General features: G+C 54.9%; 20 protein-coding genes, 3 tRNA genes and 3 rRNA genes. 19 read left to right on the top strand and 7 right to left on the bottom strand.

What is annotated here, in order from left to right; genetic code table 11:
* The first annotated feature begins 13 nt into the window (after positions 1–13).
* The 8 genes from btuB (at position 14) to NB069_RS21395 (ending at position 8,312) form a co-directional block, all read left to right on the top strand.
* Entirely contained in the window at positions 14–1,867 is a 1,854-nt protein-coding gene (gene btuB / locus NB069_RS21430) for a TonB-dependent vitamin B12 receptor BtuB (RefSeq protein ID WP_250586580.1), read from the top strand.
* Positions 1,812–2,663 (top strand): glutamate racemase, encoded by an 852-nt coding sequence (gene murI / locus NB069_RS21425; protein ID WP_250586579.1) that lies wholly within the window; start codon positions 1,812–1,814, stop codon positions 2,661–2,663. Before btuB ends, murI begins: the two co-directional genes overlap by 56 nt.
* Positions 2,664–3,044: 381 nt before the next feature.
* Positions 3,045–4,584, top strand: a 16S ribosomal RNA gene (locus tag NB069_RS21420).
* Positions 4,585–4,671: 87 nt separating this feature from the next.
* Positions 4,672–4,746: transfer RNA gene (locus tag NB069_RS21415), tRNA-Glu, on the top strand.
* Between the two features lie 220 nt (positions 4,747–4,966).
* A 23S ribosomal RNA gene (locus NB069_RS21410) occupies positions 4,967–7,871 on the top strand.
* A gap of 67 nt (positions 7,872–7,938) precedes the next feature.
* Positions 7,939–8,054, top strand: a 5S ribosomal RNA gene (gene rrf, locus NB069_RS21405).
* Together the 16S, 23S and 5S rRNA genes with 3 tRNA genes alongside form the textbook arrangement of a ribosomal RNA operon.
* Positions 8,055–8,109: 55 nt before the next feature.
* Positions 8,110–8,186, top strand: a tRNA-Asp gene (locus tag NB069_RS21400).
* A gap of 50 nt (positions 8,187–8,236) precedes the next feature.
* Positions 8,237–8,312, top strand: a tRNA-Trp gene (locus tag NB069_RS21395).
* 100 nt (positions 8,313–8,412) lie between these two features.
* Here NB069_RS21395 and hdfR read toward each other — a convergent pair.
* Positions 8,413–9,234, bottom strand: a complete 822-nt coding sequence (hdfR, locus tag NB069_RS21390) for an HTH-type transcriptional regulator HdfR (protein ID WP_250586578.1) — start codon at positions 9,232–9,234, stop codon at positions 8,413–8,415.
* A gap of 118 nt (positions 9,235–9,352) precedes the next feature.
* Here hdfR and NB069_RS21385 point away from each other — a divergent pair, with 118 nt between their 5' ends.
* Positions 9,353–9,691, top strand: a complete 339-nt coding sequence (locus tag NB069_RS21385; protein ID WP_039031246.1) for a DUF413 domain-containing protein — start codon at positions 9,353–9,355, stop codon at positions 9,689–9,691.
* 25 nt (positions 9,692–9,716) lie between these two features.
* Here NB069_RS21385 and NB069_RS21380 read toward each other — a convergent pair whose 3' ends face one another.
* A complete protein-coding gene (locus tag NB069_RS21380; RefSeq protein WP_250586577.1) occupies positions 9,717–11,237 on the bottom strand; it encodes a YifB family Mg chelatase-like AAA ATPase in 1,521 nt (506 codons plus the stop codon).
* A gap of 341 nt (positions 11,238–11,578) precedes the next feature.
* Between NB069_RS21380 and ilvL the strand changes: the two genes are divergently transcribed.
* The 7 genes from ilvL to ilvA all read left to right on the top strand — a co-directional run bounded on the left by ilvL (position 11,579) and on the right by ilvA (position 18,133).
* The gene (gene ilvL / locus NB069_RS21375) at positions 11,579–11,677 is read left to right on the top strand and encodes an ilv operon leader peptide (protein ID WP_023620831.1); all 99 of its coding nucleotides are present in this window, start codon (positions 11,579–11,581) and stop codon (positions 11,675–11,677) included.
* An 83-nt stretch (positions 11,678–11,760) separates the two neighbouring features.
* Positions 11,761–11,814, top strand: a complete 54-nt coding sequence (gene ilvX / locus NB069_RS22580; protein ID WP_350223422.1) for a peptide IlvX — start codon at positions 11,761–11,763, stop codon at positions 11,812–11,814.
* Between the two features lie 2 nt (positions 11,815–11,816).
* Entirely contained in the window at positions 11,817–13,463 is a 1,647-nt protein-coding gene (ilvG, locus tag NB069_RS21370) for an acetolactate synthase 2 catalytic subunit (protein ID WP_250586576.1), read from the top strand.
* Positions 13,460–13,729 (top strand): acetolactate synthase 2 small subunit, encoded by a 270-nt coding sequence (gene ilvM / locus NB069_RS21365; RefSeq protein WP_103177473.1) that lies wholly within the window; start codon positions 13,460–13,462, stop codon positions 13,727–13,729. The genes ilvG and ilvM overlap by 4 nt, the downstream gene beginning before the upstream one ends.
* 16 nt (positions 13,730–13,745) lie before the next feature.
* Positions 13,746–14,675: a branched-chain-amino-acid transaminase gene (gene ilvE, locus NB069_RS21360; RefSeq protein WP_039031242.1), complete on the top strand. Its 930-nt coding sequence runs from the start codon at positions 13,746–13,748 to the stop codon at positions 14,673–14,675.
* 60 nt (positions 14,676–14,735) lie between these two features.
* Positions 14,736–16,586 carry a dihydroxy-acid dehydratase gene (gene ilvD / locus NB069_RS21355; RefSeq protein WP_250586575.1) on the top strand — a complete coding sequence of 617 codons (1,851 nt, stop codon included), beginning with the start codon at positions 14,736–14,738 and terminating at the stop codon, positions 16,584–16,586.
* A 2-nt stretch (positions 16,587–16,588) separates the two neighbouring features.
* A complete protein-coding gene (ilvA, locus tag NB069_RS21350) occupies positions 16,589–18,133 on the top strand; it encodes a threonine ammonia-lyase, biosynthetic (protein WP_250589555.1) in 1,545 nt (514 codons plus the stop codon).
* On the opposite strand, the gene ilvY is transcribed toward ilvA, so the two are convergent.
* A complete protein-coding gene (ilvY, locus tag NB069_RS21345) occupies positions 18,130–19,020 on the bottom strand; it encodes an HTH-type transcriptional activator IlvY (protein WP_039031239.1) in 891 nt (296 codons plus the stop codon). The genes ilvA and ilvY overlap by 4 nt on opposite strands.
* Positions 19,021–19,172: 152 nt before the next feature.
* Between ilvY and ilvC the strand changes: the two genes are divergently transcribed.
* Positions 19,173–20,648 (top strand): ketol-acid reductoisomerase, encoded by a 1,476-nt coding sequence (ilvC, locus tag NB069_RS21340; RefSeq protein WP_250586574.1) that lies wholly within the window; start codon positions 19,173–19,175, stop codon positions 20,646–20,648.
* A gap of 97 nt (positions 20,649–20,745) precedes the next feature.
* Here ilvC and ppiC (NB069_RS21335) read toward each other — a convergent pair whose 3' ends face one another.
* Both ppiC (NB069_RS21335) and ppiC (NB069_RS21330) read right to left on the bottom strand, forming a co-directional pair.
* Positions 20,746–21,027, bottom strand: coding sequence for a peptidylprolyl isomerase PpiC (gene ppiC / locus NB069_RS21335; protein WP_039031237.1), 282 nt, complete (start codon positions 21,025–21,027; stop codon positions 20,746–20,748).
* 49 nt (positions 21,028–21,076) lie between these two features.
* Positions 21,077–21,358: a peptidylprolyl isomerase PpiC gene (gene ppiC / locus NB069_RS21330; protein WP_250586573.1), complete on the bottom strand. Its 282-nt coding sequence runs from the start codon at positions 21,356–21,358 to the stop codon at positions 21,077–21,079.
* A 112-nt stretch (positions 21,359–21,470) separates the two neighbouring features.
* Here ppiC (NB069_RS21330) and rep point away from each other — a divergent pair, with 112 nt between their 5' ends.
* Complete coding sequence (gene rep, locus NB069_RS21325) at positions 21,471–23,492, top strand: DNA helicase Rep (RefSeq protein WP_250586572.1); 2,022 nt, start codon at positions 21,471–21,473, stop codon at positions 23,490–23,492.
* Positions 23,493–23,535: 43 nt separating this feature from the next.
* Here the strand turns inward: rep and gppA are convergent, their stop codons facing one another.
* Positions 23,536–25,020, bottom strand: coding sequence for a guanosine-5'-triphosphate,3'-diphosphate diphosphatase (gene gppA, locus NB069_RS21320; RefSeq protein ID WP_250586571.1), 1,485 nt, complete (start codon positions 25,018–25,020; stop codon positions 23,536–23,538).
* Between the two features lie 5 nt (positions 25,021–25,025).
* On the bottom strand, positions 25,026–26,291 hold the full coding sequence (gene rhlB / locus NB069_RS21315; protein ID WP_250586570.1) for an ATP-dependent RNA helicase RhlB: 1,266 nt from the start codon (positions 26,289–26,291) through the stop codon (positions 25,026–25,028).
* A gap of 144 nt (positions 26,292–26,435) precedes the next feature.
* Between rhlB and trxA the strand changes: the two genes are divergently transcribed.
* Complete coding sequence (gene trxA, locus NB069_RS21310) at positions 26,436–26,765, top strand: thioredoxin TrxA (RefSeq protein WP_006179218.1); 330 nt, start codon at positions 26,436–26,438, stop codon at positions 26,763–26,765.
* Positions 26,766–26,946 lie beyond the last annotated feature (181 nt).

The following is a 26,946-nucleotide window of genomic DNA, read 5'->3' as shown; positions in this document are numbered from 1 at the left end:
GGATGCTTTTACAATGATTAAAAAAGTATCGCTGTTGACGGCGCTTTCCGTCACGGCATTTTCGGGCTGGGCGCAGGATGGCGCAGACTCGTTGGTGGTGACGGCAAACCGTGTTGCACAGCCTGCTAATACCGTTCTGGCCCCAAGCTCTGTCGTGACCCGCGAAGACATCGAGCGCTGGCAGGCAAAAAGCGTCGTTGAGGTGATGTCGCGTTTACCGGGCGTTGATATTGCTCAAAGCGGTGGGATGGGTGCCAACTCGTCTACTTTTATTCGCGGCACGGAATCCCGTCACGTTCTGGTACTGATTGACGGCATTCCGCTGAACAACGCCGGGATCAGTAACTCGCCGGACCTCAGCCAAATCCCTGTTTCGCTCATTCAACGTGTCGAGTACATCCGTGGTCCGCGCTCAGCCTTGTATGGTTCGGATGCGATTGGCGGCGTGATTAACATTATTACTGGCCGTGATAAGCCCGGCGCTGAAATTACCGCCAGCGTGGGATCGAAAGGGTATCAATCCTACGATGGCTCCTTCCAGCAGGTGCTGGATAAAACCAAAATTACCCTGGGCGGCAACTATACCTATACCCGCGGCTTTGATATCGATGCGGCAGATGCCCCGCGCCAGCCCGACCGTGACGGCTTTATGAGTAAGTCGCTGTTTGGCTCCGTTGAGCAGCAGCTTACCGACAACCTGAGCGGCTTCGTGCGTGGTCTTGGCTATGACAACCGTACGGCGTATGACGGCTATGAGCACTACGACGACAACTTTATGGTCGATGGCCTGCCTGATACCCGTCAGCTTTACAGCCAGAACTGGGACACCGGCCTGCGCTATAACCAGGGAATTTACCAGACACAGCTGGTGGCCGGTTACGGTCGTAGCAAAGACCAGAACTACGATCCGAGCAAAGGCCGCTATGCGTCCTCTGCCACCACGGATGACGTTAAGCAGTACACCGCCCAGTGGATGAACACCGTCACGGTGGGCCACGGCAATATCGGCGCCGGTCTGGACTGGCAGAAACAAAAAACCCAGGCGGGAACGGGCTATCTGGATAAAGGCTATGAGCAGCGCAACACGGGTGTGTTCCTGTCTGCCCTGCAGCAGTTCGATAGCGTCACCCTGGAGGCCGCCGCGCGTAATGACGACAACTCTAACTTTGGTAACCATAACACCTGGCAGACCAGCGCCGGATGGGAGTTCATCGACGGTTACCGCATCATCGCTTCCTACGGCACGGCCTATAAAGCGCCGACCATGAGCCAGATCCACAGCGCGAGCTATGGCAACCCGGATCTGAAACCGGAAGAGAGCAAGCAGTGGGAGGGCGGCTTCGAGGGGCTGACCGGCCCGGTGAACTGGCGTGTGTCTGGTTATCGTAACGATATCGACAACCTGATTAGCAGCGACCCGCGTACTTTCCGCTATTACAACGTCGATAAAGCGCGTATTAAAGGTATCGAAGCGACGGCGCAGTTTGATACCGGCCCGGTAGGCCATCAGGTTTCCTATGACTACGTCGATCCACGCAATGCGAAAACGAATGAAGTGCTTGCCCGCCGTTCGAAGCAGCAGGTGAAATATCAGCTGGACATGCAGGTGTGGGATCTCGACTGGAATCTGGCATACCGCTACCTGGGAACCCGTTATGACGTGGCGTACGATCCGAATACCTTTACTTCAGAGCGCGTGAAACTGGGCGGCGTAAGCCTGTGGGATCTCGCCGTTTCATATCCTGTCACCTCTCACCTTACAGTTCGTGGTAAAATAGCCAACCTGTTCGATAAAGACTACGAGACAGTTTATGGCTACGAAACTGCAGGACGGGAATACACCTTGTCTGGCAGCTACACCTTCTGACCCACGTCCCACCGTACTGGTGTTTGACTCCGGTGTCGGTGGGCTTTCAGTCTATGATGAGATTCGGCAACTTCTGCCGGATCTTCATTATATCTATGCATTCGATAACGTGGCTTTTCCGTATGGTGAAAAGAGCGAAGCGTTTATTGTCGAACGCGTCGTTGAGATCGTTACCGCCGTTCAACAGCAATACCCTCTCGCACTGGCGGTGATTGCCTGCAATACCGCCAGTACGGTCTCCCTTCCGGCACTGCGTGAAAAATTCCCGTTCCCGGTTGTCGGCGTGGTTCCGGCGATTAAACCTGCCGCGCGCCTGACGGCGAATGGCGTGGTCGGTCTGCTGGCGACGCGCGGCACGGTTAAGCGTCCTTATACCCGCGAACTGATCGAGCGCTTTGCTAATGAATGCCAGATTGCGATGTTAGGTTCTGCTGAGCTGGTTGAGATGGCCGAAGCTAAGCTGCATGGCCAGGCAGTATCGCTGGAAGAGCTGCGTCGTATTCTGCGTCCATGGCTGCGAATGGCGGAGCCGCCGGATACGGTCGTGCTGGGCTGCACGCATTTCCCGCTTTTACAGGAAGAGCTGCTTGCCGTACTTCCGGAAGGTACCCGGCTGGTGGATTCGGGAGCGGCAATTGCCCGTCGCACGGCATGGCTGCTTGAACATGAAGCTCCAGATGCGAAATCTGCCGATGCGAATATCGCTTATTGCATGGCATTGACTCCGGAAACTGATCAACTTTTACCCGTTTTGCATCGCTATGGCTTCGAAACGCTCGAAAAACTGGCGTTGTAGCACTGTTTTGCGCAAAAAAGAGACGGTTAGACGTTTTTTTTAATTTTGCACTTGTCAGCGCCGGAGAACTCCCTATAATGCGCCTCCACTGACACGGAACAACGGCACGCAAGCCGCCGGGTCAGCGGGGTTCAGCGATGAACGCCGGCAGAGAAAAGTGAAAATAATCGCTTGACTCTGAATGAGGAAAACGTAATATACGGGACCTCGCAACGGTGAGCGAAAGCCGCGTTGCACTGCTCTTTAACAATTTATCAGACAATCTGTGTGGGCACTCAAAGTGACATGGATTCTTAATGTCTTCGGACAATAAATGAATACCAAGTCTCTGAGTGAACATACGTAATTCATTACGAAGTTTAATTCACGAGCATCAAACTTAAATTGAAGAGTTTGATCATGGCTCAGATTGAACGCTGGCGGCAGGCCTAACACATGCAAGTCGAACGGTAGCACAGAGAGCTTGCTCTCGGGTGACGAGTGGCGGACGGGTGAGTAATGTCTGGGAAACTGCCTGATGGAGGGGGATAACTACTGGAAACGGTAGCTAATACCGCATAACGTCGCAAGACCAAAGAGGGGGACCTTCGGGCCTCTTGCCATCAGATGTGCCCAGATGGGATTAGCTAGTAGGTGGGGTAACGGCTCACCTAGGCGACGATCCCTAGCTGGTCTGAGAGGATGACCAGCCACACTGGAACTGAGACACGGTCCAGACTCCTACGGGAGGCAGCAGTGGGGAATATTGCACAATGGGCGCAAGCCTGATGCAGCCATGCCGCGTGTATGAAGAAGGCCTTCGGGTTGTAAAGTACTTTCAGCGAGGAGGAAGGCATTGTGGTTAATAACCACAGTGATTGACGTTACTCGCAGAAGAAGCACCGGCTAACTCCGTGCCAGCAGCCGCGGTAATACGGAGGGTGCAAGCGTTAATCGGAATTACTGGGCGTAAAGCGCACGCAGGCGGTCTGTCAAGTCGGATGTGAAATCCCCGGGCTCAACCTGGGAACTGCATTCGAAACTGGCAGGCTAGAGTCTTGTAGAGGGGGGTAGAATTCCAGGTGTAGCGGTGAAATGCGTAGAGATCTGGAGGAATACCGGTGGCGAAGGCGGCCCCCTGGACAAAGACTGACGCTCAGGTGCGAAAGCGTGGGGAGCAAACAGGATTAGATACCCTGGTAGTCCACGCCGTAAACGATGTCGACTTGGAGGCTGTGCCCTTGAGGCGTGGCTTCCGGAGCTAACGCGTTAAGTCGACCGCCTGGGGAGTACGGCCGCAAGGTTAAAACTCAAATGAATTGACGGGGGCCCGCACAAGCGGTGGAGCATGTGGTTTAATTCGATGCAACGCGAAGAACCTTACCTACTCTTGACATCCAGAGAACTTTCCAGAGATGGATTGGTGCCTTCGGGAACTCTGAGACAGGTGCTGCATGGCTGTCGTCAGCTCGTGTTGTGAAATGTTGGGTTAAGTCCCGCAACGAGCGCAACCCTTATCCTTTGTTGCCAGCGGTTAGGCCGGGAACTCAAAGGAGACTGCCAGTGATAAACTGGAGGAAGGTGGGGATGACGTCAAGTCATCATGGCCCTTACGAGTAGGGCTACACACGTGCTACAATGGCGCATACAAAGAGAAGCGACCTCGCGAGAGCAAGCGGACCTCATAAAGTGCGTCGTAGTCCGGATTGGAGTCTGCAACTCGACTCCATGAAGTCGGAATCGCTAGTAATCGTAGATCAGAATGCTACGGTGAATACGTTCCCGGGCCTTGTACACACCGCCCGTCACACCATGGGAGTGGGTTGCAAAAGAAGTAGGTAGCTTAACCTTCGGGAGGGCGCTTACCACTTTGTGATTCATGACTGGGGTGAAGTCGTAACAAGGTAACCGTAGGGGAACCTGCGGTTGGATCACCTCCTTACCTTAAAGAACCTGCCTTTGCAGTGCTCACACAGATTGTCTGATGAACGTAAAGAAGCAAGACGGCTGCGAAGTCGTGACACTCCGTGTCCCCTTCGTCTAGCGGTTAGGACTCCGCCCTTTCACGGCGGCAACAGGGGTTCGAATCCCCTAGGGGACGCCACTTGCTGGGTGTGAGTGAAAGGCACAACCAATCAGTATCTCAAAACTGGCTTACGAGTCACGTTTGAGATATTTGCTCTTTAAAAATCTGGATCAAGCTGAAAATTGAAACGACACACCGTGTCTGTTCTCCGTAAACAGGAACAGAATCAGGTGTGTTCGAGTCTCTCAAATTTTCACAATCACGACGATGAATCGAAAGAGACATCTTCGGGTTGTGAGGTTAAGCGACTAAGCGTACACGGTGGATGCCCTGGCAGTCAGAGGCGATGAAGGACGTGCTAATCTGCGAAAAGCGCCGGCGAGGTGATATGAACCTTTGACCCGGCGATGTCCGAATGGGGAAACCCAGTGCAATCCGTTGCACTATCGTTAACTGAATACATAGGTTAACGAGGCGAACCGGGGGAACTGAAACATCTAAGTACCCCGAGGAAAAGAAATCAACCGAGATTCCCCCAGTAGCGGCGAGCGAACGGGGAGCAGCCCGGAGTCTGAATCAGCTTGTGTGTTAGTGGAACGGTCTGGAAAGTCCGACGGTACAGGGTGATAGTCCCGTACATGAAAGCACACTTGCTGTGAACTCGAAGAGTAGGGCGGGACACGTGGTATCCTGTCTGAATATGGGGGGACCATCCTCCAAGGCTAAATACTCCTGACTGACCGATAGTGAACCAGTACCGTGAGGGAAAGGCGAAAAGAACCCCGGCGAGGGGAGTGAAAAAGAACCTGAAACCGTGTACGTACAAGCAGTGGGAGCACCTTCGTGGTGTGACTGCGTACCTTTTGTATAATGGGTCAGCGACTTATATTCTGTAGCAAGGTTAACCGTATAGGGGAGCCGAAGGGAAACCGAGTCTTAACTGGGCGTTAAGTTGCAGGGTATAGACCCGAAACCCGGTGATCTAGCCATGGGCAGGTTGAAGGTTGGGTAACACTAACTGGAGGACCGAACCGACTAATGTTGAAAAATTAGCGGATGACTTGTGGCTGGGGGTGAAAGGCCAATCAAACCGGGAGATAGCTGGTTCTCCCCGAAAGCTATTTAGGTAGCGCCTCGTGAACTCATCTCCGGGGGTAGAGCACTGTTTCGGCTAGGGGGCCATCCCGGCTTACCAACCCGATGCAAACTGCGAATACCGGAGAATGTTATCACGGGAGACACACGGCGGGTGCTAACGTCCGTCGTGAAGAGGGAAACAACCCAGACCGCCAGCTAAGGTCCCAAAGTCATGGTTAAGTGGGAAACGATGTGGGAAGGCACAGACAGCCAGGATGTTGGCTTAGAAGCAGCCATCATTTAAAGAAAGCGTAATAGCTCACTGGTCGAGTCGGCCTGCGCGGAAGATGTAACGGGGCTAAACCATGCACCGAAGCTGCGGCAGCGACACTATGTGTTGTTGGGTAGGGGAGCGTTCTGTAAGCCGTTGAAGGTGAACTGTGAGGTTTGCTGGAGGTATCAGAAGTGCGAATGCTGACATAAGTAACGATAAAGCGGGTGAAAAGCCCGCTCGCCGGAAGACCAAGGGTTCCTGTCCAACGTTAATCGGGGCAGGGTGAGTCGACCCCTAAGGCGAGGCCGAAAGGCGTAGTCGATGGGAAACAGGTTAATATTCCTGTACTCGGTGTTACTGCGAAGGGGGGACGGAGAAGGCTATGTTGGCCGGGCGACGGTTGTCCCGGTTTAAGCATGTAGGCGGAGGTTCCAGGTAAATCCGGTACCTTTTTAACGCTGAGGTGTGATGACGAGGCACTACGGTGCTGAAGTAACAAATGCCCTGCTTCCAGGAAAAGCCTCTAAGCATCAGGTAACAACGAATCGTACCCCAAACCGACACAGGTGGTCAGGTAGAGAATACCAAGGCGCTTGAGAGAACTCGGGTGAAGGAACTAGGCAAAATGGTGCCGTAACTTCGGGAGAAGGCACGCTGATATGTAGGTGAAGCCCCTGCGGGTGGAGCTGAAATCAGTCGAAGATACCAGCTGGCTGCAACTGTTTATTAAAAACACAGCACTGTGCAAACACGAAAGTGGACGTATACGGTGTGACGCCTGCCCGGTGCCGGAAGGTTAATTGATGGGGTTAGCGGCAACGCGAAGCTCTTGATCGAAGCCCCGGTAAACGGCGGCCGTAACTATAACGGTCCTAAGGTAGCGAAATTCCTTGTCGGGTAAGTTCCGACCTGCACGAATGGCGTAATGATGGCCAGGCTGTCTCCACCCGAGACTCAGTGAAATTGAAATCGCTGTGAAGATGCAGTGTACCCGCGGCAAGACGGAAAGACCCCGTGAACCTTTACTATAGCTTGACACTGAACACTGGTCCTTGATGTGTAGGATAGGTGGGAGGCTTTGAAGCGTGGACGCCAGTCTGCGTGGAGCCATCCTTGAAATACCACCCTTTAATGGCTGGTGTTCTAACGTGGACCCGTAATCCGGGTTGCGGACAGTGTCTGGTGGGTAGTTTGACTGGGGCGGTCTCCTCCTAAAGAGTAACGGAGGAGCACGAAGGTTAGCTAATCCTGGTCGGACATCAGGAGGTTAGTGCAATGGCATAAGCTAGCTTGACTGCGAGAGTGACGGCTCGAGCAGGTGCGAAAGCAGGTCATAGTGATCCGGTGGTTCTGTATGGAAGGGCCATCGCTCAACGGATAAAAGGTACTCCGGGGATAACAGGCTGATACCGCCCAAGAGTTCATATCGACGGCGGTGTTTGGCACCTCGATGTCGGCTCATCACATCCTGGGGCTGAAGTAGGTCCCAAGGGTATGGCTGTTCGCCATTTAAAGTGGTACGCGAGCTGGGTTTAGAACGTCGTGAGACAGTTCGGTCCCTATCTGCCGTGGGCGCTGGAGAATTGAGGGGGGCTGCTCCTAGTACGAGAGGACCGGAGTGGACGCATCACTGGTGTTCGGGTTGTCATGCCAATGGCACTGCCCGGTAGCTAAATGCGGAAGAGATAAGTGCTGAAAGCATCTAAGCACGAAACTTGCCCCGAGATGAGTTCTCCCTGACCCTTTAAGGGTCCTGAAGGAACGTTGAAGACGACGACGTTGATAGGCCGGGTGTGTAAGCGCAGCGATGCGTTGAGCTAACCGGTACTAATGAACCGTGAGGCTTAACCTTACAACGCCGAAGCTGTTTCGGTGTGGATTTGAGACGATTTTCAGCCTGATACAGATAACAGAATTTGCCTGGCGGCTGTAGCGCGGTGGTCCCACCTGACCCCATGCCGAACTCAGAAGTGAAACGCCGTAGCGCCGATGGTAGTGTGGGGTCTCCCCATGCGAGAGTAGGGAACTGCCAGGCATCAAATTTAGCAGTGAACCGGGGCATTAAACCGGTAGTTGTAGAAGTATTCGGTGGAGCGGTAGTTCAGTCGGTTAGAATACCTGCCTGTCACGCAGGGGGTCGCGGGTTCGAGTCCCGTCCGTTCCGCCACTTATTTAAACTAAGCCTGCTACATTAGCAGGCTTAGTAGTAAGAAATTTAGGGGCGTAGCTCAGTTGGTAGAGCACCGGTCTCCAAAACCGGGTGTCGCGAGTTCGAGTCTCTCCGCCCCTGCCATATAAAGGATCCTTTGCTTCGGCAAAGGATTTTTTTTGCCTGCAACAAATCCAGATTACCCATCGTTAAGCCTTTAATTGCGTCCCTGCAATCGGCTCAATTACTCCATCACATTGATTTTTAGCAGATCTTTGATTTGTGCTTGCTTGTCACTATTCTGAAGCCAGATAGCATATAGCGGCCTCTGAAGCAGAGCAGAATCGGTAACCCTATACAAACCTGGTTTATCACTGGCCCAGCGTTGCGGCAACCAGGTGCAACCTTTGAGTGCAGCAAGTTGCTGGCACGCTATTTCTGCAGAACTGGTCGTCAGCACCGGTACATCATCAGCCGCAATCAAACCCGCCTCATGCGGCTGGAAATCGGGGCCCCATTCAAGACGCAGATAATTCAGGTCGCTTTTGTTGGCGGAGGGCTCAGCGGCATACAGCCCCAGGCTAAATTGCCCGAGAACCTGGCTGCTGAATTCATCCATCTTTGGTGCTTCTGTGGTAATCAGCAGATCCAGTTGTCTTTCATGCAGCTGCTTAACAAGTGACTGCCGTTGCGCAATACGCGCCTCAAACTGTAAGTGGCCGTGAGAGCGATACAATCGACTAAGCCAGGGGCTAAGCATGCACTCCCATAGCGAGGCGCTGGCACCGATAGAAAACTCATTATGCTTTGAGGTGTGAGCCACCTCTTTACGTGCCGCCTGCCAGGTATTCATCAGCGTTTCTGCATAAGGCAGAAGTTTCTCTCCTGCTGGCGTTAAGCGTATGTTATTGCGATGGCGGGTGAAAAGGTTTACACCGAGCTGATTTTCAAGCTGTCGAATACGAAAGCTCACTGCCGATTGCGTCAGATAAAGCGCTTCTGCGGCGCGCCCGAAGTGGCGAGTTCTGCTCACTTCGAGGAAAGTTTTTAGCAATTCCGTATCCACGGCTTTCTCCGCAAAATTATTTGTCGTAATGATTTAAATGTTTTGTTGGACGCTCTGTCAAGCGTAACTAATACTCCGCGCCATAAATAGCTCGGCCAAAGATATAGGAGCGTGTAGGATGGCGGAAAGCTTTACGACGACTAATCGTTTTTTCGACAATAAAAATTATCCACGCGGATTTTCTCGCCACGGTGATTTCACCATCAAAGAAGCACAACTGCTTGAGCGCCACGGTTATGCCTTCAATGAACTGGACCTGGGAAAACGTGAACCCTCCACTGAAGACGAAAAATCTTTTGTTGCCGTCTGCCGTGGTGAACGTGAGCCGGTAACGGAAGCGGAGCGCGTATGGATCAAGTATATGGCGCGTATCAAGCGTCCAAAGCGTTTCCATACTCTGTCTGGTGGTAAGCCACAGATGGAAGGTGCAGAAGACTACACCGATTCAGACGATTAATAAGAAGGGGCTACGGCCCCTTTTTTTACGTCAGCATTTTTTGCAGGTGTAGCAGCAGGCGGTCAATAGCCCGATAGCTCAGCGCTTCCTGCAGGTGCCTGCGTTCTATATTTTCACACTCTTCCAGATCGGCAATTGTACGCGCAACCTTTAATAACCGCTGCCAGGCACGCACTGACAGGCCGAAGCGCGTCAGTGTCTCTTCCAGCCACATCGCATCGTCTGCGGTTAGCTGGCAAAAGGTGCGGATCTCCGCATTATCCAGATGTGCATTGCGTTTATTCTGCCTCGCCAGCTGTCTTTCCTGCGCGGCAATCACTCTGTTTCTTACGGTGAGGCTGGAATCTCCCGTTTTATGCGCCTGGCTTAACAAGCCTGGCGGCGGGAGCGGGATCTCAAGCGATAAATCGAAGCGATCCAGGAATGGGCCAGACAGGCGTCCAAGATAGCGAAGCGTCTGTTCGGGGGTGCAGCGATTGTGATTGCCCTGGTAGTGCCCTGTCGGGCTGGGGTTCATAGCGGCAATAAGCTGAAAGCGCGCCGGGTAGCTGATCTTGGCCCGCGTTCGGGAGATGTTGATTTGCCCGGATTCGATGGGCTCGCGTAAAGCATCCAGCACGCGGCGTTCAAACTCGGGGAGTTCATCCAGAAACAGAATGCCATTATGCGCCAGCGAAATCTCTCCCGGCCCAGGGATAGCGCCTCCCCCCACCATAGCCACCAGCGAGGCGCTATGATGGGGGGCGCGAAAGGGACGCTGGCGCCACTGCTTATACATTGATGTAGCACTAACCAGACTCACGATAGCAGCACTCTCCAGCGCCTCATGGTTGCTCAGCGGCGGTAGCAGAGTGCTAAGCCGGCTCGCAAGCATGGTCTTGCCGGTGCCGGGTGGGCCAATGAGTAGCAGGTTATGCGCACCGGCGGCGGTGATCTCCAGCGCCCTTTTACCCTGTTCCTGGCCGATGATATCGCTGAGGTCACAGTCGTTATGCTCCGCAATGAAAGGCTCCCCGGTGGGTGCTTCCAGCTCATGACGCCCTTCCAGAAAGGCGCATACCTCCTGCAGGTGTTCTGCCACCAGACAGCCTTTTTCTTCGATAAGACTAACTTCGGCGGCATTATCCCTGGCGACAATAATCTCTCTACCGGCGCGTATAGCCGCCAGAGCGCCTGATATGGCGCCAGGAACCCCTCTTAATGCGCCTGTAAGCGCCAGTTCCCCCACAAACTCATAGGCACTTATCCTCGAGGAAGAGAGTTGCTCAGAGGCGGCGAGAAGCGCGATTGCGATAGGTAAATCGTATCTTCCTCCTTCCTTAGGGAGATCCGCCGGAGCCAGATTAATAGTGATCTTTTTGGCTGGAAAGGTGTAGCCACTATTGATGATCGCGCTGCGTACCCGGTCTCGTGCTTCCTTGACGGTGGTTTCGGGCAAGCCGACCAGCGTTAAGCCTGGCAGGCCATTACTGAGATGAACTTCAACGGAAATAAGCGGCGCTTTTACGCCTAACGCAGCGCGGGTATAGACAACCGATAATGACATATATGGCCTCCTTGAAGCGCTACTATGTCATCTGCCAGCCGTAATTTTTACCAACAAAGCGCGTTTTTACGCGGCCCGTTCCTGAAAATTGCCCTCAAGTTGCAATATTTTCATCGTCATGGAAGCCGGCTCGCAAAAGGTGATAAGAATGTCTTTTTACCGTTTTTGCACACAAAAAAATGAAAATAATTCATTTTCTGTTTTTGTCATAAAAAACAATGATTTTTATCTAAATTATTAGCGTCATAATAAAACCAATCATAAAAAAATCTTGTTTTTCACTCGGTATCTGTGATAACTCTTTAGGTATTCCTTCGAACAAGATGCAAAAAGAACTGAAAATGACAGCCCTTCTACTAGTGATTAGCCTGGTCGTGATTAGCGTGGTGGTGATTATTATCCCACCGTGCGGGGCTGCACTTGGACGAGGAAAGGCTTAAAAATCAAGCCTTAACGAACTAAGACCCCCGCACCGAAAGGTCCGGGGGTTTTTTTATGACCTTAAAACATAAGCGAGGAGCAGATGATGAGATTTAGCATAAAATTCTGTTTCTCCCGATTTACAACGGGGAACTAACTATGAATGGCGCACAGTGGGTGGTACATGCGTTGCGAGCGCAGGGAGTCGAGACAGTATTCGGTTACCCTGGTGGCGCAATTATGCCGATTTACGATGCTCTGTATGACGGCGGCGTGGAACATCTGTTGTGCCGACACGAACAGGGTGCGGCGATGGCGGCCATCGGTTATGCGCGTGCAACGGGGAAAACCGGCGTCTGTATGGCGACCTCTGGCCCGGGTGCAACCAATCTGATCACCGGTCTGGCTGACGCACTGCTTGATTCTGTTCCCGTTGTCGCCATCACCGGTCAGGTTGCTTCACCCTTCATCGGCACCGATGCTTTTCAGGAAGTGGACGTTCTCGGTTTGTCACTGGCGTGTACTAAACACAGCTTCCTCGTTCAGTCACTGGAAGAGTTGCCTCGCGTAATGGCGGAGGCATTTGAGGTGGCAAACTCAGGCCGTCCCGGCCCGGTTCTGGTTGATATTCCAAAAGATATTCAGGTGGCGCTGGGTGAACTGGAGCCTCACTTCTCCACCGTTGAAGACGTCGATGGATTCCCGGATGCCGAAGTGCAAGAGGCGTATCAGATGCTGGCCCACGCGCAAAAGCCAATGCTGTATGTTGGCGGCGGCGTGGGGATGGCGCAGGCCGTCCCGGCCCTGCGTGAATTTATCGCCGCAACCCAAATGCCTGCGACCTGCACGTTGAAAGGGTTGGGCGCAGTGGATGCCAGCTATCCCTACTATCTGGGCATGCTGGGGATGCACGGCACCAAAGCCGCCAACCTTGCGGTCCAGGAGTGCGATCTGTTGATTGCTGTGGGCGCGCGCTTCGACGATCGCGTTACCGGTAAGCTGAATACCTTCGCGCCGAATGCCAAAGTTATCCATATGGATATCGACCCGGCAGAAATGAACAAACTCCGCCAGGCGCACGTGGCTCTGCAGGGCGATCTCAACGCGCTGCTGCCTGCGTTACAGCAGTCATTAACTATCGACGCCTGGCGCCAACATGCCGCAGAGATGCGCCGCGAACATGCCTGGCGCTATGACCATCCGGGCGACGCCATTTATGCGCCGTTGCTGTTGAAGCAACTGTCGGACCGTAAGCCTGCTGACAGCGTAGTGACCACCGATGTGGGCCAACACCAGATGTGGTCAGCCCAGCACATGACCTACACGCGCCCGGAAAATTTCATCACGTCCAGCGGATTAGGCACGATGGGATTTGGTCTGCCTGCAGCCGTTGGGGCACAGGTAGCTCGTCCCGACGATACGGTCATCTGTATCTCCGGTGACGGCTCTTTCATGATGAACGTGCAGGAGCTTGGCACCATCAAGCGTAAGCAGTTGCCGGTGAAGATCGTCCTGCTGGATAACCAACGTTTGGGCATGGTTCGCCAGTGGCAGCAGCTCTTTTTCCAGGAGCGCTACAGCGAAACCACCCTGACAGATAACCCCGATTTCCTCGTTCTGGCCAGCGCCTTTGGCATTCCTGGCCAGCACATCACCCGTAAAGACCAGGTTGAAGCGGCACTTGATGAAATGCTGTCAAGCAAGGGGCCTTACCTGCTTCATGTCTCAATCGACGAGCTTGAGAATGTCTGGCCGTTGGTGCCGCCCGGCGCCAGTAACTCACAAATGCTGGAGAAATTATCATGATGCAACATCAGGTCGCCGTGCAGGCTCGCTTCAACCCGGAAACGTTAGAACGTGTATTGCGCGTGGTGCGCCATCGTGGGTTCCAGATCTGTTCGATGAACATGGAAACCGCCACCGATGCCCAGAACATAAATATTGAATTGACCGTTGCCAGCCAGCGCCCCGTCGAATTACTGTTTAGCCAGTTGAGCAAACTTGTCGACGTCGCCCGGGTTGATATCCAGCAGCGCGCCGCTTCATCACAAACACAACAAATCCGCGCCTGAGCGCAAAGGAAGAAAAATGACGACGAAAAAAGCTGACTTCATTTGGTCTAATGGTGAGATGATTCGCTGGGAGGACGCTAAAGTCCACGTGATGTCCCACGCGCTTCACTACGGTACTTCTGTCTTTGAAGGTATCCGTTGCTACGACTCACACAAAGGCCCGGTGGTGTTCCGTCATCGTGAACACATGCAGCGTCTGCGTGATTCAGCCAAAATTTATCGTTTCCCGGTTTCTCAGAGCGTCGACGAGCTGATGGAGGCTTGTCGCGCAGTCCTGCGCAAAAACAACCTGACCAGCGCCTATATTCGTCCGCTGGTTTTCGTGGGTGATGTGGGCATGGGCGTAAATCCGCCAGCCGGTTACACCACCGATGTGATCATCGCCGCGTTCCCGTGGGGGGCATACCTGGGCGCAGAAGCGCTGGAACAGGGGATCGACGCAATGGTCTCCTCCTGGAACCGTGTGGCACCAAACACTATCCCAACCGCAGCCAAAGCGGGCGGCAACTATCTCTCTTCCCTGCTGGTTGGCAGCGAAGCGCGTCGCCACGGCTATCAGGAAGGTATCGCCCTGGATGTGAACGGCTATATCTCTGAAGGTGCGGGTGAAAACCTGTTTGAAGTTAAAGACGGCATTCTGTTTACCCCACCGTTCACCTCTTCCGCCCTGCCGGGTATCACCCGTGACGCCATCATCAAGCTGGCGCAGGATCTGGGCATCGAAGTGCGTGAGCAGGTGCTGTCCCGTGAATCGCTATATCTGGCCGATGAAGTATTCATGTCCGGCACTGCAGCAGAGATCACCCCGGTACGCAGCGTTGACGGTATCCAGGTAGGCGAAGGCCGCCGTGGTCCGGTCACCAAACGTATCCAGGAAGCCTTCTTTGGCCTCTTTACCGGTGAAACCGAAGATAAATGGGGTTGGCTGGACCAGGTTAATCCATAAGCATAAATATGGGACGGCACGCACCGTCCCATTTACCAGATAGACGGGAGTAAATAACGCATGCCTAAGTACCGTTCCGCCACCACCACTCACGGCCGCAATATGGCGGGCGCCCGCGCGTTGTGGCGCGCCACCGGAATGACCGACGCCGATTTCGGGAAACCGATTATTGCCGTGGTCAACTCTTTTACCCAGTTTGTGCCGGGCCACGTGCACCTGCGCGACCTCGGGAAGCTGGTTGCCGAGCAGATTGAAGCCTCCGGCGGCGTGGCGAAAGAGTTCAACACCATCGCCGTGGATGACGGGATCGCGATGGGGCACGGGGGCATGCTTTATTCACTGCCGTCGCGCGAGCTGATTGCCGACTCGGTGGAGTACATGGTCAACGCCCACTGCGCCGATGCCATGGTCTGTATCTCCAACTGCGACAAAATCACCCCGGGGATGCTGATGGCCTCCCTGCGCCTGAACATTCCGGTGATCTTCGTCTCCGGCGGCCCGATGGAAGCAGGTAAAACCAAGCTCTCCGATAAGATCATCAAGCTCGACCTGGTTGACGCGATGATTCAGGGTGCCGACCCGAAAGTGTCCGACGAGCAGAGCGATCAGGTTGAGCGTTCAGCCTGCCCGACCTGCGGCTCCTGCTCCGGTATGTTCACCGCCAACTCGATGAACTGCCTGACCGAAGCGCTGGGGCTGTCTCAGCCGGGCAACGGCTCGCTGCTGGCGACCCACGCCGATCGTAAAGAGCTGTTTATCAACGCCGGTAAACGCATCGTTGAACTGACCAAACGCTACTACGAGCAGGACGATGCCAGCGCGCTGCCGCGCAATATCGCCAGTAAAGCGGCGTTTGAGAACGCCATGACCCTGGATATCGCCATGGGCGGTTCCACCAACACCGTTCTGCACCTGCTGGCCGCTGCGCAGGAAGCCGAAATCGACTTCACCATGAGCGATATCGACAAGCTCTCCCGCAAAGTGCCGCAGCTGTGTAAAGTTGCGCCGAGCACGCAGAAATACCATATGGAAGATGTTCACCGTGCCGGTGGCGTGCTGGGTATTTTGGGCGAGCTGGATCGCGCCGGATTAATGAACCGCGACGTGAAAAACGTGCTGGGCCTGACGCTGCCTCAGTCTCTGGATCAGTACGACGTGATGCTGACCAAAGACGAAGCCGTGAAAAAAATGTTCCGCGCTGGTCCGGCAGGTATCCGCACCACGCAGGCGTTCTCGCAGGATTGTCGCTGGGATACCCTGGATGACGATCGCGCCGGGGGCTGTATCCGCTCGCTGGAAAATGCCTACAGCAAAGATGGTGGCCTGGCGGTTCTCTATGGCAACTTCGCGGAAAACGGCTGTATCGTTAAAACCGCAGGCGTGGACGACAGCATCCTGAAATTTACCGGCCCGGCAAAAGTTTATGAAAGCCAGGACGAGGCGGTAGAAGCGATCCTCGGCGGCAAAGTGGTTGAAGGCGACGTGGTGGTGATCCGCTACGAAGGGCCAAAAGGAGGCCCGGGTATGCAGGAGATGCTCTACCCGACCACCTTCCTGAAATCGATGGGCCTGGGCAAAGCCTGTGCGCTGATCACCGACGGTCGTTTCTCCGGCGGGACATCCGGTCTTTCTATCGGCCACGTTTCGCCAGAAGCGGCAAGCGGTGGCAACATTGCCATCATCGAAGATGGCGATCTGATCGAGATCGACATTCCGAATCGCGCCATTCAGCTGAAGCTGAGCGACCAGGAAATTGCGGCCCGCCGCGAAGCTCAGGTTGCGCGTGGAGATAAAGCCTGGACGCCGAAAGATCGCCAGCGTGAAGTCTCCTTCGCCCTGCGCGCTTACGCGACCCTTGCCACCAGTGCAGATAAAGGCGCAGTGCGCGATAAATCTAAACTTGGGGGCTAATGATGGCCGAATCCCAACCCTTATCCACCGCCCCTGAGGGGGCGGAATATCTCAGGGCAGTGCTACGCGCGCCGGTCTATGAGGCGGTACAGGTCACGCCGCTGCAAAAAATGGACAAACTCTCCTCGCGCCTGGATAACGTTATCCTCGTCAAACGTGAAGACCGTCAGCCGGTGCACAGTTTTAAGCTGCGCGGCGCTTACGCGATGATGGCCGGGCTGACCGACGAGCAAAAAGCGCGCGGCGTGATCACCGCGTCGGCGGGGAATCATGCTCAGGGCGTGGCGTTCTCGTCTGCGCGTCTGGGGTTAAAAGCGCTGATCGTGATGCCGGTGGCCACGGCGGATATCAAAGTGGACGCCGTGCGCGGTTTTGGCGGCGAAGTGCTGCTCCATGGTGCCAATTTTGACGAGGCAAAAGCTAAAGCGATCGAGCTGGCGCAGCAGCAGGGATTCACCTGGGTGCCGCCGTTCGATCACCCGATGGTCATTGCAGGCCAGGGTACGCTGGCGCTGGAGCTGCTGCAGCAGGATGCCCATCTTGACCGGGTGTTTGTCCCGGTCGGCGGCGGTGGCCTGGCAGCAGGCGTGGCGGTGCTTATCAAGCAGCTGATGCCGCAAATCAAAGTGATTGCCGTTGAGGCGGAAGATTCTGCCTGCCTGAAGGCGGCGCTGGATGCCGGACATCCGGTGGATCTGCCCCGCGTTGGGCTGTTTGCCGAAGGGGTGGCGGTGAAACGTATCGGGGATGAAACCTTCCGCGTTTGCCGGGAGTATCTCGACGACATCATTACCGTCGACAGCGATGCCATCTGTGCCGCAATGAAAGACCTGTTCGAGGATGTGCGTGCGGTGGCAGAGCCGTCCGGTGCGCTGGCGCTGGCGGGAATGAAAAAATACATCGCCCAGCACAACATTCGCGGTGAGCGTCTGGCCCATGTGCTTTCTGGTGCTAACGTGAACTTCCACGGCCTGCGCTACGTCTCTGAACGTTGTGAGCTGGGCGAGCAGCGTGAAGCGCTGCTGGCGGTAACCATCCCGGAAGAGAAGGGCAGCTTCCTGAAGTTCTGCCAGCTGCTGGGCGGTCGTTCGGTGACGGAGTTTAACTACCGTTTTGCCGATGCTAAAGATGCCTGCATTTTTGTTGGCGTACGCCTGAGCCGTGGTGTTGAAGAGCGTAAAGAGATCCTCAACCTGCTGCACGACGGCGGCTATAGCGTGGTGGATCTTTCCGACGATGAAATGGCGAAGCTGCACGTGCGTTACATGGTGGGCGGGCGGCCATCGAAGCCGTTACGGGAGCGCCTGTTCAGCTTTGAGTTCCCGGAATCACCCGGCGCGCTGCTGAAGTTTCTGCATACCCTCGGTACGCACTGGAACATTTCCCTGTTCCACTACCGTAGCCATGGTACCGACTACGGTCGGGTGCTGGCGGCGTTCGAACTGGGCGAGCATGAACCGGATTTCGAAACGCGGCTGAACGAACTGGGCTATGAGTGTCATGACGAGACCCACAACCCGGCGTTCAGGTTCTTTCTGGCGGGTTAATGATTCGGCAAAATTTGCCAGAATGCTTCAATAAGCGGCTCCTGTAGCCGCTTTTTTTGTGCGCACACGCCAAGCTCAAACGGCGTTTTCTCGTCGCTGCGCTCCAGAATCATCACGCGATTGCGAACCGGTTCCGGGCTGTTCTCCAGCACCACTTCCGGCAGCAGCGCCACGCCGCACCCCAGCGCCACCATTGAAACCATCGCCTCATGGCCGCCGACCGTGGCGTAAATTGAAGGATTACTGATCTTCTGACGGCGGAACCACAGCTCAATACGGCGACGCACCGGCCCCTGATCGGCCATGATAAACGGCACCGTTGACCAGTCGGGCTTTTCTACCGACACCTGATTACGGACCGGGCAGGGCAGCGCCGGAGCAATCAACACCACCGCCAGATTTTCCAGCATCGAGAATGCCACCGCCCCCGGTAAGGTCTCCGGTTTACCGGCAATCGCCAGATCCGCTTCACCTGTCACCACTTTTTCCATTGCGTCAGCGGCATCGCCCGTGGTGAGTTTTATCTCCACCGAGGGATGTTCGGCGCGAAAGCGGTCGAGGATCGGCGGCAGATGGCTGTAGGCCGCCGTGACAGAACAGAAAATATGCAGCTCTCCGGAAAGCGACGGCCCCTGCTGGTCGATGGTGTGGCGCAGTTGCTGATACTGCAACAGTGTCTGCTGGGCAAAGACGCGTAATTCTTCCCCGGCTTCGGTGAGGGTCACGGTGCGGTTATCGCGCACAAACAGCGGCTGGCCGAGGTCTTCTTCCAGGCGCTGGATCTGGCGCGAAAGCGTGGAGGGGCTGACGTGCATCGCCCGCGCGCTGCGGCCAAAATGGCGGCTTTCCGCCAGATGCAGAAACATTTTAAGATCGCGTAAATCCACGGATTCCACTCCACCTTTTTACATTGCAAAAATTGCAACGTGACGTTGTGAATATATCAATTTCCGCAATAAATTTCCTGTTGTAATGTGGGTACATTCTCGCTGAAACGCGAACCGAACAATAAGACACACAACATCACGAGGTATCACCCATGGCTAACTACTTTAATACACTGAACCTGCGCCAGCAGCTGGCACAGCTGGGCAAATGCCGCTTCATGGCGCGCGATGAATTTGCCGATGGCGCGAGCTACCTTCAGGGTAAAAAAGTGGTCATCGTCGGCTGTGGCGCACAGGGCCTGAACCAGGGCCTGAACATGCGTGACTCCGGTCTGGATATCTCTTACGCCCTGCGTAAAGAAGCCATTGCTGAAAAGCGTGCTTCCTGGCGCAAAGCGACCGAAAACGGCTTCAAAGTCGGTACCTACGAAGAGTTGATCCCGCAGGCGGATCTGGTTGTTAACCTGACGCCAGACAAACAGCACTCTGACGTTGTGCGTTCCGTACAGCCGATGATGAAAGACGGTGCGGCGCTGGGTTACTCTCACGGCTTCAACATCGTTGAAGTGGGTGAGCAGATCCGTAAAGACATCACCGTTGTGATGGTGGCGCCGAAGTGCCCGGGTACCGAAGTGCGTGAAGAGTACAAACGTGGTTTCGGCGTGCCAACCCTGATCGCGGTTCACCCGGAAAACGATCCAAAAGGCGAAGGCATGGCCATTGCCAAAGCATGGGCAGCAGCGACCGGCGGCCACCGTGCAGGCGTGCTGGAATCCTCCTTCGTTGCCGAAGTGAAATCTGACCTGATGGGCGAGCAGACTATCCTGTGCGGTATGCTGCAGGCCGGCTCTCTGCTGTGCTTCGACAAGCTGGTGGAAGAGGGTACCGACCCGGCGTACGCGGAAAAGCTGATTCAGTTCGGCTGGGAAACCATCACCGAAGCGCTGAAGCAGGGTGGTATCACCCTGATGATGGATCGCCTGTCTAACCCGGCAAAACTGCGTGCTTACGCGCTGTCTGAACAGCTGAAAACCATCATGGCACCGCTGTTCCAGAAACATATGGACGACATCATCTCCGGCGAGTTCTCTTCCGGCATGATGGCGGACTGGGCCAACGACGACAAAAAACTGCTGACATGGCGTGAAGAGACCGGTAAAACCGCGTTCGAAACCGCTGCACAGTTTGAAGGCAAAATCAGCGAGCAGGAGTACTTCGATAAAGGCGTACTGATGATCGCGATGGTGAAAGCAGGCGTTGAGCTGGCATTCGAAACCATGGTTGATTCCGGCATTATCGAAGAATCTGCTTACTACGAGTCACTGCACGAGCTGCCGCTGATCGCGAACACCATCGCCCGTAAGCGTCTGTATGAGATGAACGTGGTTATCTCCGATACCGCCGAGTACGGTAACTACCTGTTCTCTTACGCTTGTGTGCCGCTGTTGAAAGAGTTCATGACCACCCTGCAGGCGGGTGACCTGGGCAAAGCGATTCCTGAAGGTGCGGTGGATAACGCCCAGCTGCGCGATGTGAACGATGCAATTCGCAGCCATGAAATCGAGAAGATTGGTCAGAAGCTGCGCGGCTATATGACCGATATGAAACGTATTGCGGTCGCGGGCTAAAAGCCAAAAGGTGCGGGCTGATGCCCTCACCCCAACCCTCTCCCACAGGGAGAGGGAGCAAACATTAAAGGCCTTCTCTTTGAGAAGGCCTTGCTGTTTATTTCCGGTACAGAACCTTGACGACGTGGTAGCCGAACTGGGTGTGCAGTGGGCCGACCGGCTCCAGCTCCGGGCAGGAGAAGACCAGTTTGTCGAACGCCGGAACCATCTGACCCTGGCGGAATTCACCTAAGTCGCCGCCGCGTTTGCCTGACGGGCAAATTGAGTGCTTCTTCGCCAGCTTGCCGAAGTCGGCGCCGTTTTTGAGCTGCTCCAGAAGATCCAGAGCCAGTTTCTCTTCTTTAACAAGAATATGCAGTGCTGCTGCTGTTTTTGCCATGATCGTGCCTTGAAGGGTTGAGTTAAATCGGGGCGCAATATACCACGCGTTAGCGGCGATACAGCACCTTTATGAGATGGTAACCATACCTGGTTTTGACCGGGCCGTAGGGCTTAAGGAGCGGACAGCTAAAGACCGCCTCATCGAAAGGCCCCACCATTACCCCCTGCTTAAATTCCCCTAAATCGCCGCCGTTACGCCCGGACGGGCATTTTGAATAGCGCTTTGCCAGATGATCGAAGCTGATGCCGCGCTCCAGTTTGGCGAGGATCTCCTGCGCCAGCTTCTCTTCTTTTACCAGAATGTGCAGGGCGGCTGCGGTCTTTTTCATGGTTTCACTCTCGGGGTTAATCGCGTTTTCTTCACTTTATCATTAGCCGTTAAATCTGCCCCCGGCTTTCTGCTACAATCCCCACCCCGTTCGAAGATTGAGCAATACTCCCATGCGTTTAAACCCTGGACAACAACAAGCGGTCGAATTCGTTACTGGACCATGCCTGGTGCTGGCAGGGGCGGGTTCCGGTAAAACCCGCGTCATCACCAACAAAATCGCTCACCTGATCCGCGGCTGCGGCTATCAGGCACGCCATATCGCAGCGGTGACCTTTACTAACAAAGCCGCGCGCGAGATGAAAGAGCGTGTCGGTCAGACATTAGGGCGCAAAGAGGCGCGTGGCCTGATGATCTCCACCTTCCATACCCTGGGGCTGGATATCATTAAGCGCGAATACGCCGCGTTGGGGATGAAAGCTAACTTCTCGCTGTTTGACGATACCGATCAGGTGGCGTTGCTCAAAGAGCTGACCGAAGGGCTGATCGAAGATGACAAAGTGGTGCTGCAGCAGTTGATCTCCACGATCTCCAACTGGAAAAACGATCTGATGAACCCAGCCCAGGCCGCCGCAAGCGCCAAAGGGGAGCGGGATCGGATCTTCGCCCACTGTTACAGCCTCTATAACGATCACCTTAAAGCCTGTAACGTGCTCGACTTTGACGACCTGATCCTGCTGCCTACGCTGTTGCTGCAAAGCAATCAAGAGGTGCGCGAGCGCTGGCAGAACAAGATCCGCTATCTGCTGGTGGATGAATATCAGGACACCAACACCAGCCAGTACGAGCTGGTGAAACTGCTGGTGGGCCAGCGGGCGCGTTTCACCGTGGTAGGCGATGATGACCAGTCGATCTACTCCTGGCGCGGCGCGCGTCCGCAGAACCTGGTCCTGCTCAGCAAGGACTTTCCGGCGCTGCAGGTGATTAAGCTGGAGCAGAACTACCGCTCATCCGGGCGCATTCTGAAGGCGGCCAACATCCTTATCGCCAACAACCCGCACGTTTTCGAAAAACGCCTGTTCTCTGAACTCGGGTATGGCACGGAGCTGAAGGTGCTCAGCGCTAATAACGAAGATCACGAAGCTGAACGCGTCGCGGGTGAACTGATCGCTCACCACTTTGTGAACAAAACCAACTACAAAGACTACGCCATTCTCTATCGCGGGAATCACCAGTCGCGGGTCTTTGAAAAGATGCTGATGCAGAACCGCATCCCGTACAAAATCTCCGGGGGGACGTCGTTCTTCTCGCGCCCGGAAATCAAAGATCTGCTCGCCTACCTGCGGGTGCTGACCAATTCGGATGATGACAGCGCCTTTTTGCGGATCGTGAATACGCCGAAGCGCGAAATTGGCCCGGCGACGCTGCAAAAACTGGGCGAGTGGGCAATGACCCGTAACAAGAGCCTGCTTACGGCCAGTTTCGATATGGGCCTGAGCCAGACGTTAACCGGGCGTGGCTATGAATCCCTGACCCGCTTTACCCACTGGCTGCGCGAGATCCAGCAGCTCAGCGAGCGGGAACCAATCAATGCGGTGCGGGATCTGATCCGCGGCATCGACTATGAATCCTGGCTGTATGAGACTTCCGCCAGCCCGAAAGCGGCCGAGATGCGGATGAAGAACGTCAACCAGCTCTTCACATGGATGACCGAGATGCTGGAAGGCTCAGACATCGACGAGCCGATGACACTGACCCAGGTCGTCACCCGCTTTACCCTGCGCGATATGATGGAACGCGGCGAAAGCGAAGAAGAGGCGGATCAGGTGCAGCTGATGACCCTGCATGCCTCGAAAGGGCTGGAATTTCCGTATGTCTATCTGGTGGGAATGGAAGAGGGTTTGCTACCGCACCAGAGCAGCATCGACGAAGACAATGTCGATGAAGAACGTCGTCTGGCCTATGTGGGCATTACGCGCGCCCAGAAGGAGCTGACCTTTACGTTGTGTAAGGAGCGACGTCAGTATGGCGAGCTGGTACGGCCTGAGCCGAGCCGTTTCCTGCTGGAGTTACCTCAGGATGATGTGCTCTGGGAGCAGGAGCGCAAAGTGATTACCGCCGAAGAGCGGATGCACAAAGGGCAGGCGAGTATTGCCAATATTCGTGCCATGATGGAAAAGGCTAAAAATCGTTAGTCTGAAGCCCCGGTATGCTTAGCGCTACCGGGGATCGTCGTGGTTAGTGGACTTCAAGCATCCAGTGCACGTAGCTCTGCCACTGGCACTCCTGTACGAGCATTTCGGCGCCCAGCGGATGCGTATCCAGCCAGTTTTCCGGCAAGCTTAGCGTCAGCTTTTCACCTTCCGCCATCAGCGTGATGGCCGGCAGTAGATCATCCCGGCGACGGCTGGCAAACAGGATCGCCAGACGCAGCAGGCGACAAAGATGTTCGGCGACGCGCGGGGGAACCGCGTTTTGCTGGTGGAGCGAAGAGAGATCGACAGGGTTGGTCTGGTTTAACAGCAGCGTGGCAAGGAGTTTCTTTTGCGCGGGGGTAAAACCCGGCAAATCGAGATTGCGAACCAGATAGGCCGCGTGCAGCGGTGCTTGCCTGAAATCGACGCTCAGGCCAATTTCATGCAGCTGGCAGGCGCTAATCAGTAATTCGCGACAAATCGGCTCAATATGCCACTCGTTATCGACCATATCGAGGAAATGTTCAGCAAGATTTGCAACCCGGTGAGCCTGATCAATATCGACCATGAACCGACGCTGAATGTTGCGCAGGGTATGATGGCGAATATCCTGGTCGACCGCCAGATGCAGCATGCCGTAAACCAGACCTTCACGCAGCGCACCGCCCGCGAGTGTCATGCACTGAATGTTCAGCTCGGTGAAAATGGCAATCAGGATCGCCAGCCCGCTTGGGAATACCAGCGCGCGCTCAAGGGTGAGGCCTTCAATTTCCAGCTCTTCCAGGCGGCCACAAAGGATTGCGCGCTGTTTTAACTGCTGAAGTTTGGCCAGCGTGATGCGCTCATCCATCCCCTGCGCCATCATGATTTCCTGCAACGCCTGAACGGTGCCCGAAGCGCCTACGCAGACTTTCCAGCCATGATAACGAAGTTCATCCGCCACCGGACGCAGAACTTCGCGAGCGGCTTTTTCCGCGTCATCGAAGTTTTCCTGTGCCAGATTGCGATCGGTGAAGTAGCGTTCAAGCCAGGTGACGCACCCCATGGACAGGCTGTTCAGGGAGGTCGCCTGGGCGCCATTCCCGGTAACCAGTTCCGTGCTTGCACCACCGATATCCACCACCAGGCGACGCTCATCACCGCCCGTAGTATGCGCCACACCCTGATAAATCAGGCGGGCTTCTTCTTCACCGCTGATCACCTGTATCGGGCAACCGAGGATTTGCTGGGCAGTAGCAATAAACTCACCGGCATTTACCGCCAGACGCAGGGTTGCGGTGGCGACAACGCGGATTTGCTGAGGAGGGATATCCTGCAGACGTTCGGCAAACAGGCGCAGGCATTGCCAGCCGCGCTCCATGGCCTCTGGCGAAAGCTGATTATCAGCACTCAGGCCCGCCGCGAGACGGACCTTGCGTTTAATTCGCGTCAGCGTTTGTACACTTCCCGCTACCTCGCGTACAACCAGCATATGAAAACTATTTGAACCTAAATCAATAGCTGCATAAAGCGAGGTAGACCGGAGCATAGTGTTTAGCCTGAACGACGACGATTACGCGGAGCGCTGTTACGGCGCGGGCCATTGCCGGAACGTGCACGGGTCAGGCGCTTCGGTGGCGGAAGTTCGCTTAACAGCGCTTCCGGGTTGTACTTGCTCTGCGGAATCGAGTGCCCGATATAGGTCTCAATCGCTGGCAGGTTCAGCGCGTACTCTTCACAGGCCAGGCTGATGGAGTGACCGCTGGCGCCCGCACGACCGGTACGACCGATACGGTGAACATAATCTTCGCAGTCATCCGGCAGGTCATAGTTGAAGACGTGTGTTACCGCCGGGATGTGCAGACCACGCGCGGCGACGTCCGTTGCAACCAGAATATCCAGATCGCCACGGGTGAACTCTTCAAGAATGCGCAGACGTTTTTTCTGTGCGACATCGCCCGTCAACAGACCAACACGGTGCCCATCCGCAGCCAGATGGCCCCAGATATCTTCACAACGGTGTTTGGTGTTGGCGAAAACGATCGCGCGATCTGGCCACTCTTCTTCAATCAGCGTTTGCAGTAAACGCATTTTCTCTTCGTTAGAAGGGTAGAAGAGCTCTTCTTTAATACGGTGGCCGGTTTTCTGTTCCGGTTCCACTTCAACGTATTCGGCGTTGTTCATCTGTTCGAACGCCAGTTCACGGACGCGGTAGGACAGCGTTGCCGAGAACAGCATGTTCAGACGCTGGTTGGCAGCAGGCATACGACGGAACAGCCAGCGGATGTCTTTGATAAAGCCCAGATCGTACATGCGATCGGCTTCGTCCAGCACCACAACCTGGATCGCGCCGAGGTTAATGTGGTTCTGTTTCGCGTAATCGATAAGACGGCCAGTGGTGCCGATCAGAATATCGACGCCGCTCTCCAGCACTTTCAGCTGTTTGTCATAGCCGTCACCGCCGTAGGCCAGGCCGAGCTTCAGGCCGGTGGCTTGCGCCAGCGGTTCTGCGTCAGCGTGGATCTGTACCGCCAGTTCTCGCGTCGGTGCCATAATCAGCGCGCGCGGTTGGTTAACTTTGCGGTCAGCAATTGCCGGATGAGAAAGTAAATAATGAAACGTTGACGTCAGAAACGCCATCGTTTTGCCGGTACCGGTTTGCGCCTGCCCTGCAACATCGCGGCCCGCCAGCGTCAGCGGAAGAGCGAGAGCCTGAATGGGCGTGCAGTTATGAAACCCTTTATTTTCAAGGGCTTCAATCACTTTTGGGTGCAGGGCGAAGTCGGAAAACTTCTGTTCTGTTAAATGTGTTTTGCTCATAGTGTGGTAGAATATCAGCTATCTATTGCTTTACGAAAGCGTATCCGGTGAAATAAAGTCAACCTTTAGTTGGTTAATGCGACATCAACAGGTCGTTGATGGATGCGAGATCAACGCACCAGGCTTATTCCTGTGGAGTTATATATGAGCGATAAAATTATTCACCTGACTGACGACAGTTTTGACACGGACGTACTTAAAGCTGACGGGCTGATCCTCGTCGATTTCTGGGCTGAATGGTGTGGTCCTTGCAAAATGATCGCCCCGATTCTGGATGAGATCGCCGACGAATATCAGGGCAAACTGACCGTAGCTAAACTGAACATCGACCAGAACCCGGGCACCGCGCCAAAATATGGCATCCGCGGCATCCCGACTCTGCTGCTGTTTAAAAACGGTGAAGTGGCAGCGACCAAAGTGGGCGCACTGTCCAAAGGTCAGCTGAAAGAGTTCCTGGACGCCAACCTGGCGTAAGGTTCTCGTCTGTGCGTCCAGGGGTTCTAAATTGTTTGGATCTCTGGACGCCCGGCCAGAGTCGTGCTAAGTTAGCTATGACTTCGTTTTAAACATACCTTGTTGTTTGAATCTTGTTTTACCCGATACTTCCCGTTGTTTCCTTTTAAACAGTGCGTGAAGTGGATAGATTCCGGGCTTG

Origin of the sequence: Leclercia adecarboxylata (genome assembly GCF_023639785.1) — a bacterium.
GTDB classification, from domain to species: Bacteria; Pseudomonadota; Gammaproteobacteria; order Enterobacterales; family Enterobacteriaceae; genus Enterobacter; species Enterobacter adecarboxylatus_D.
This window is presented reverse-complemented; position numbering and strand designations above follow the sequence as displayed.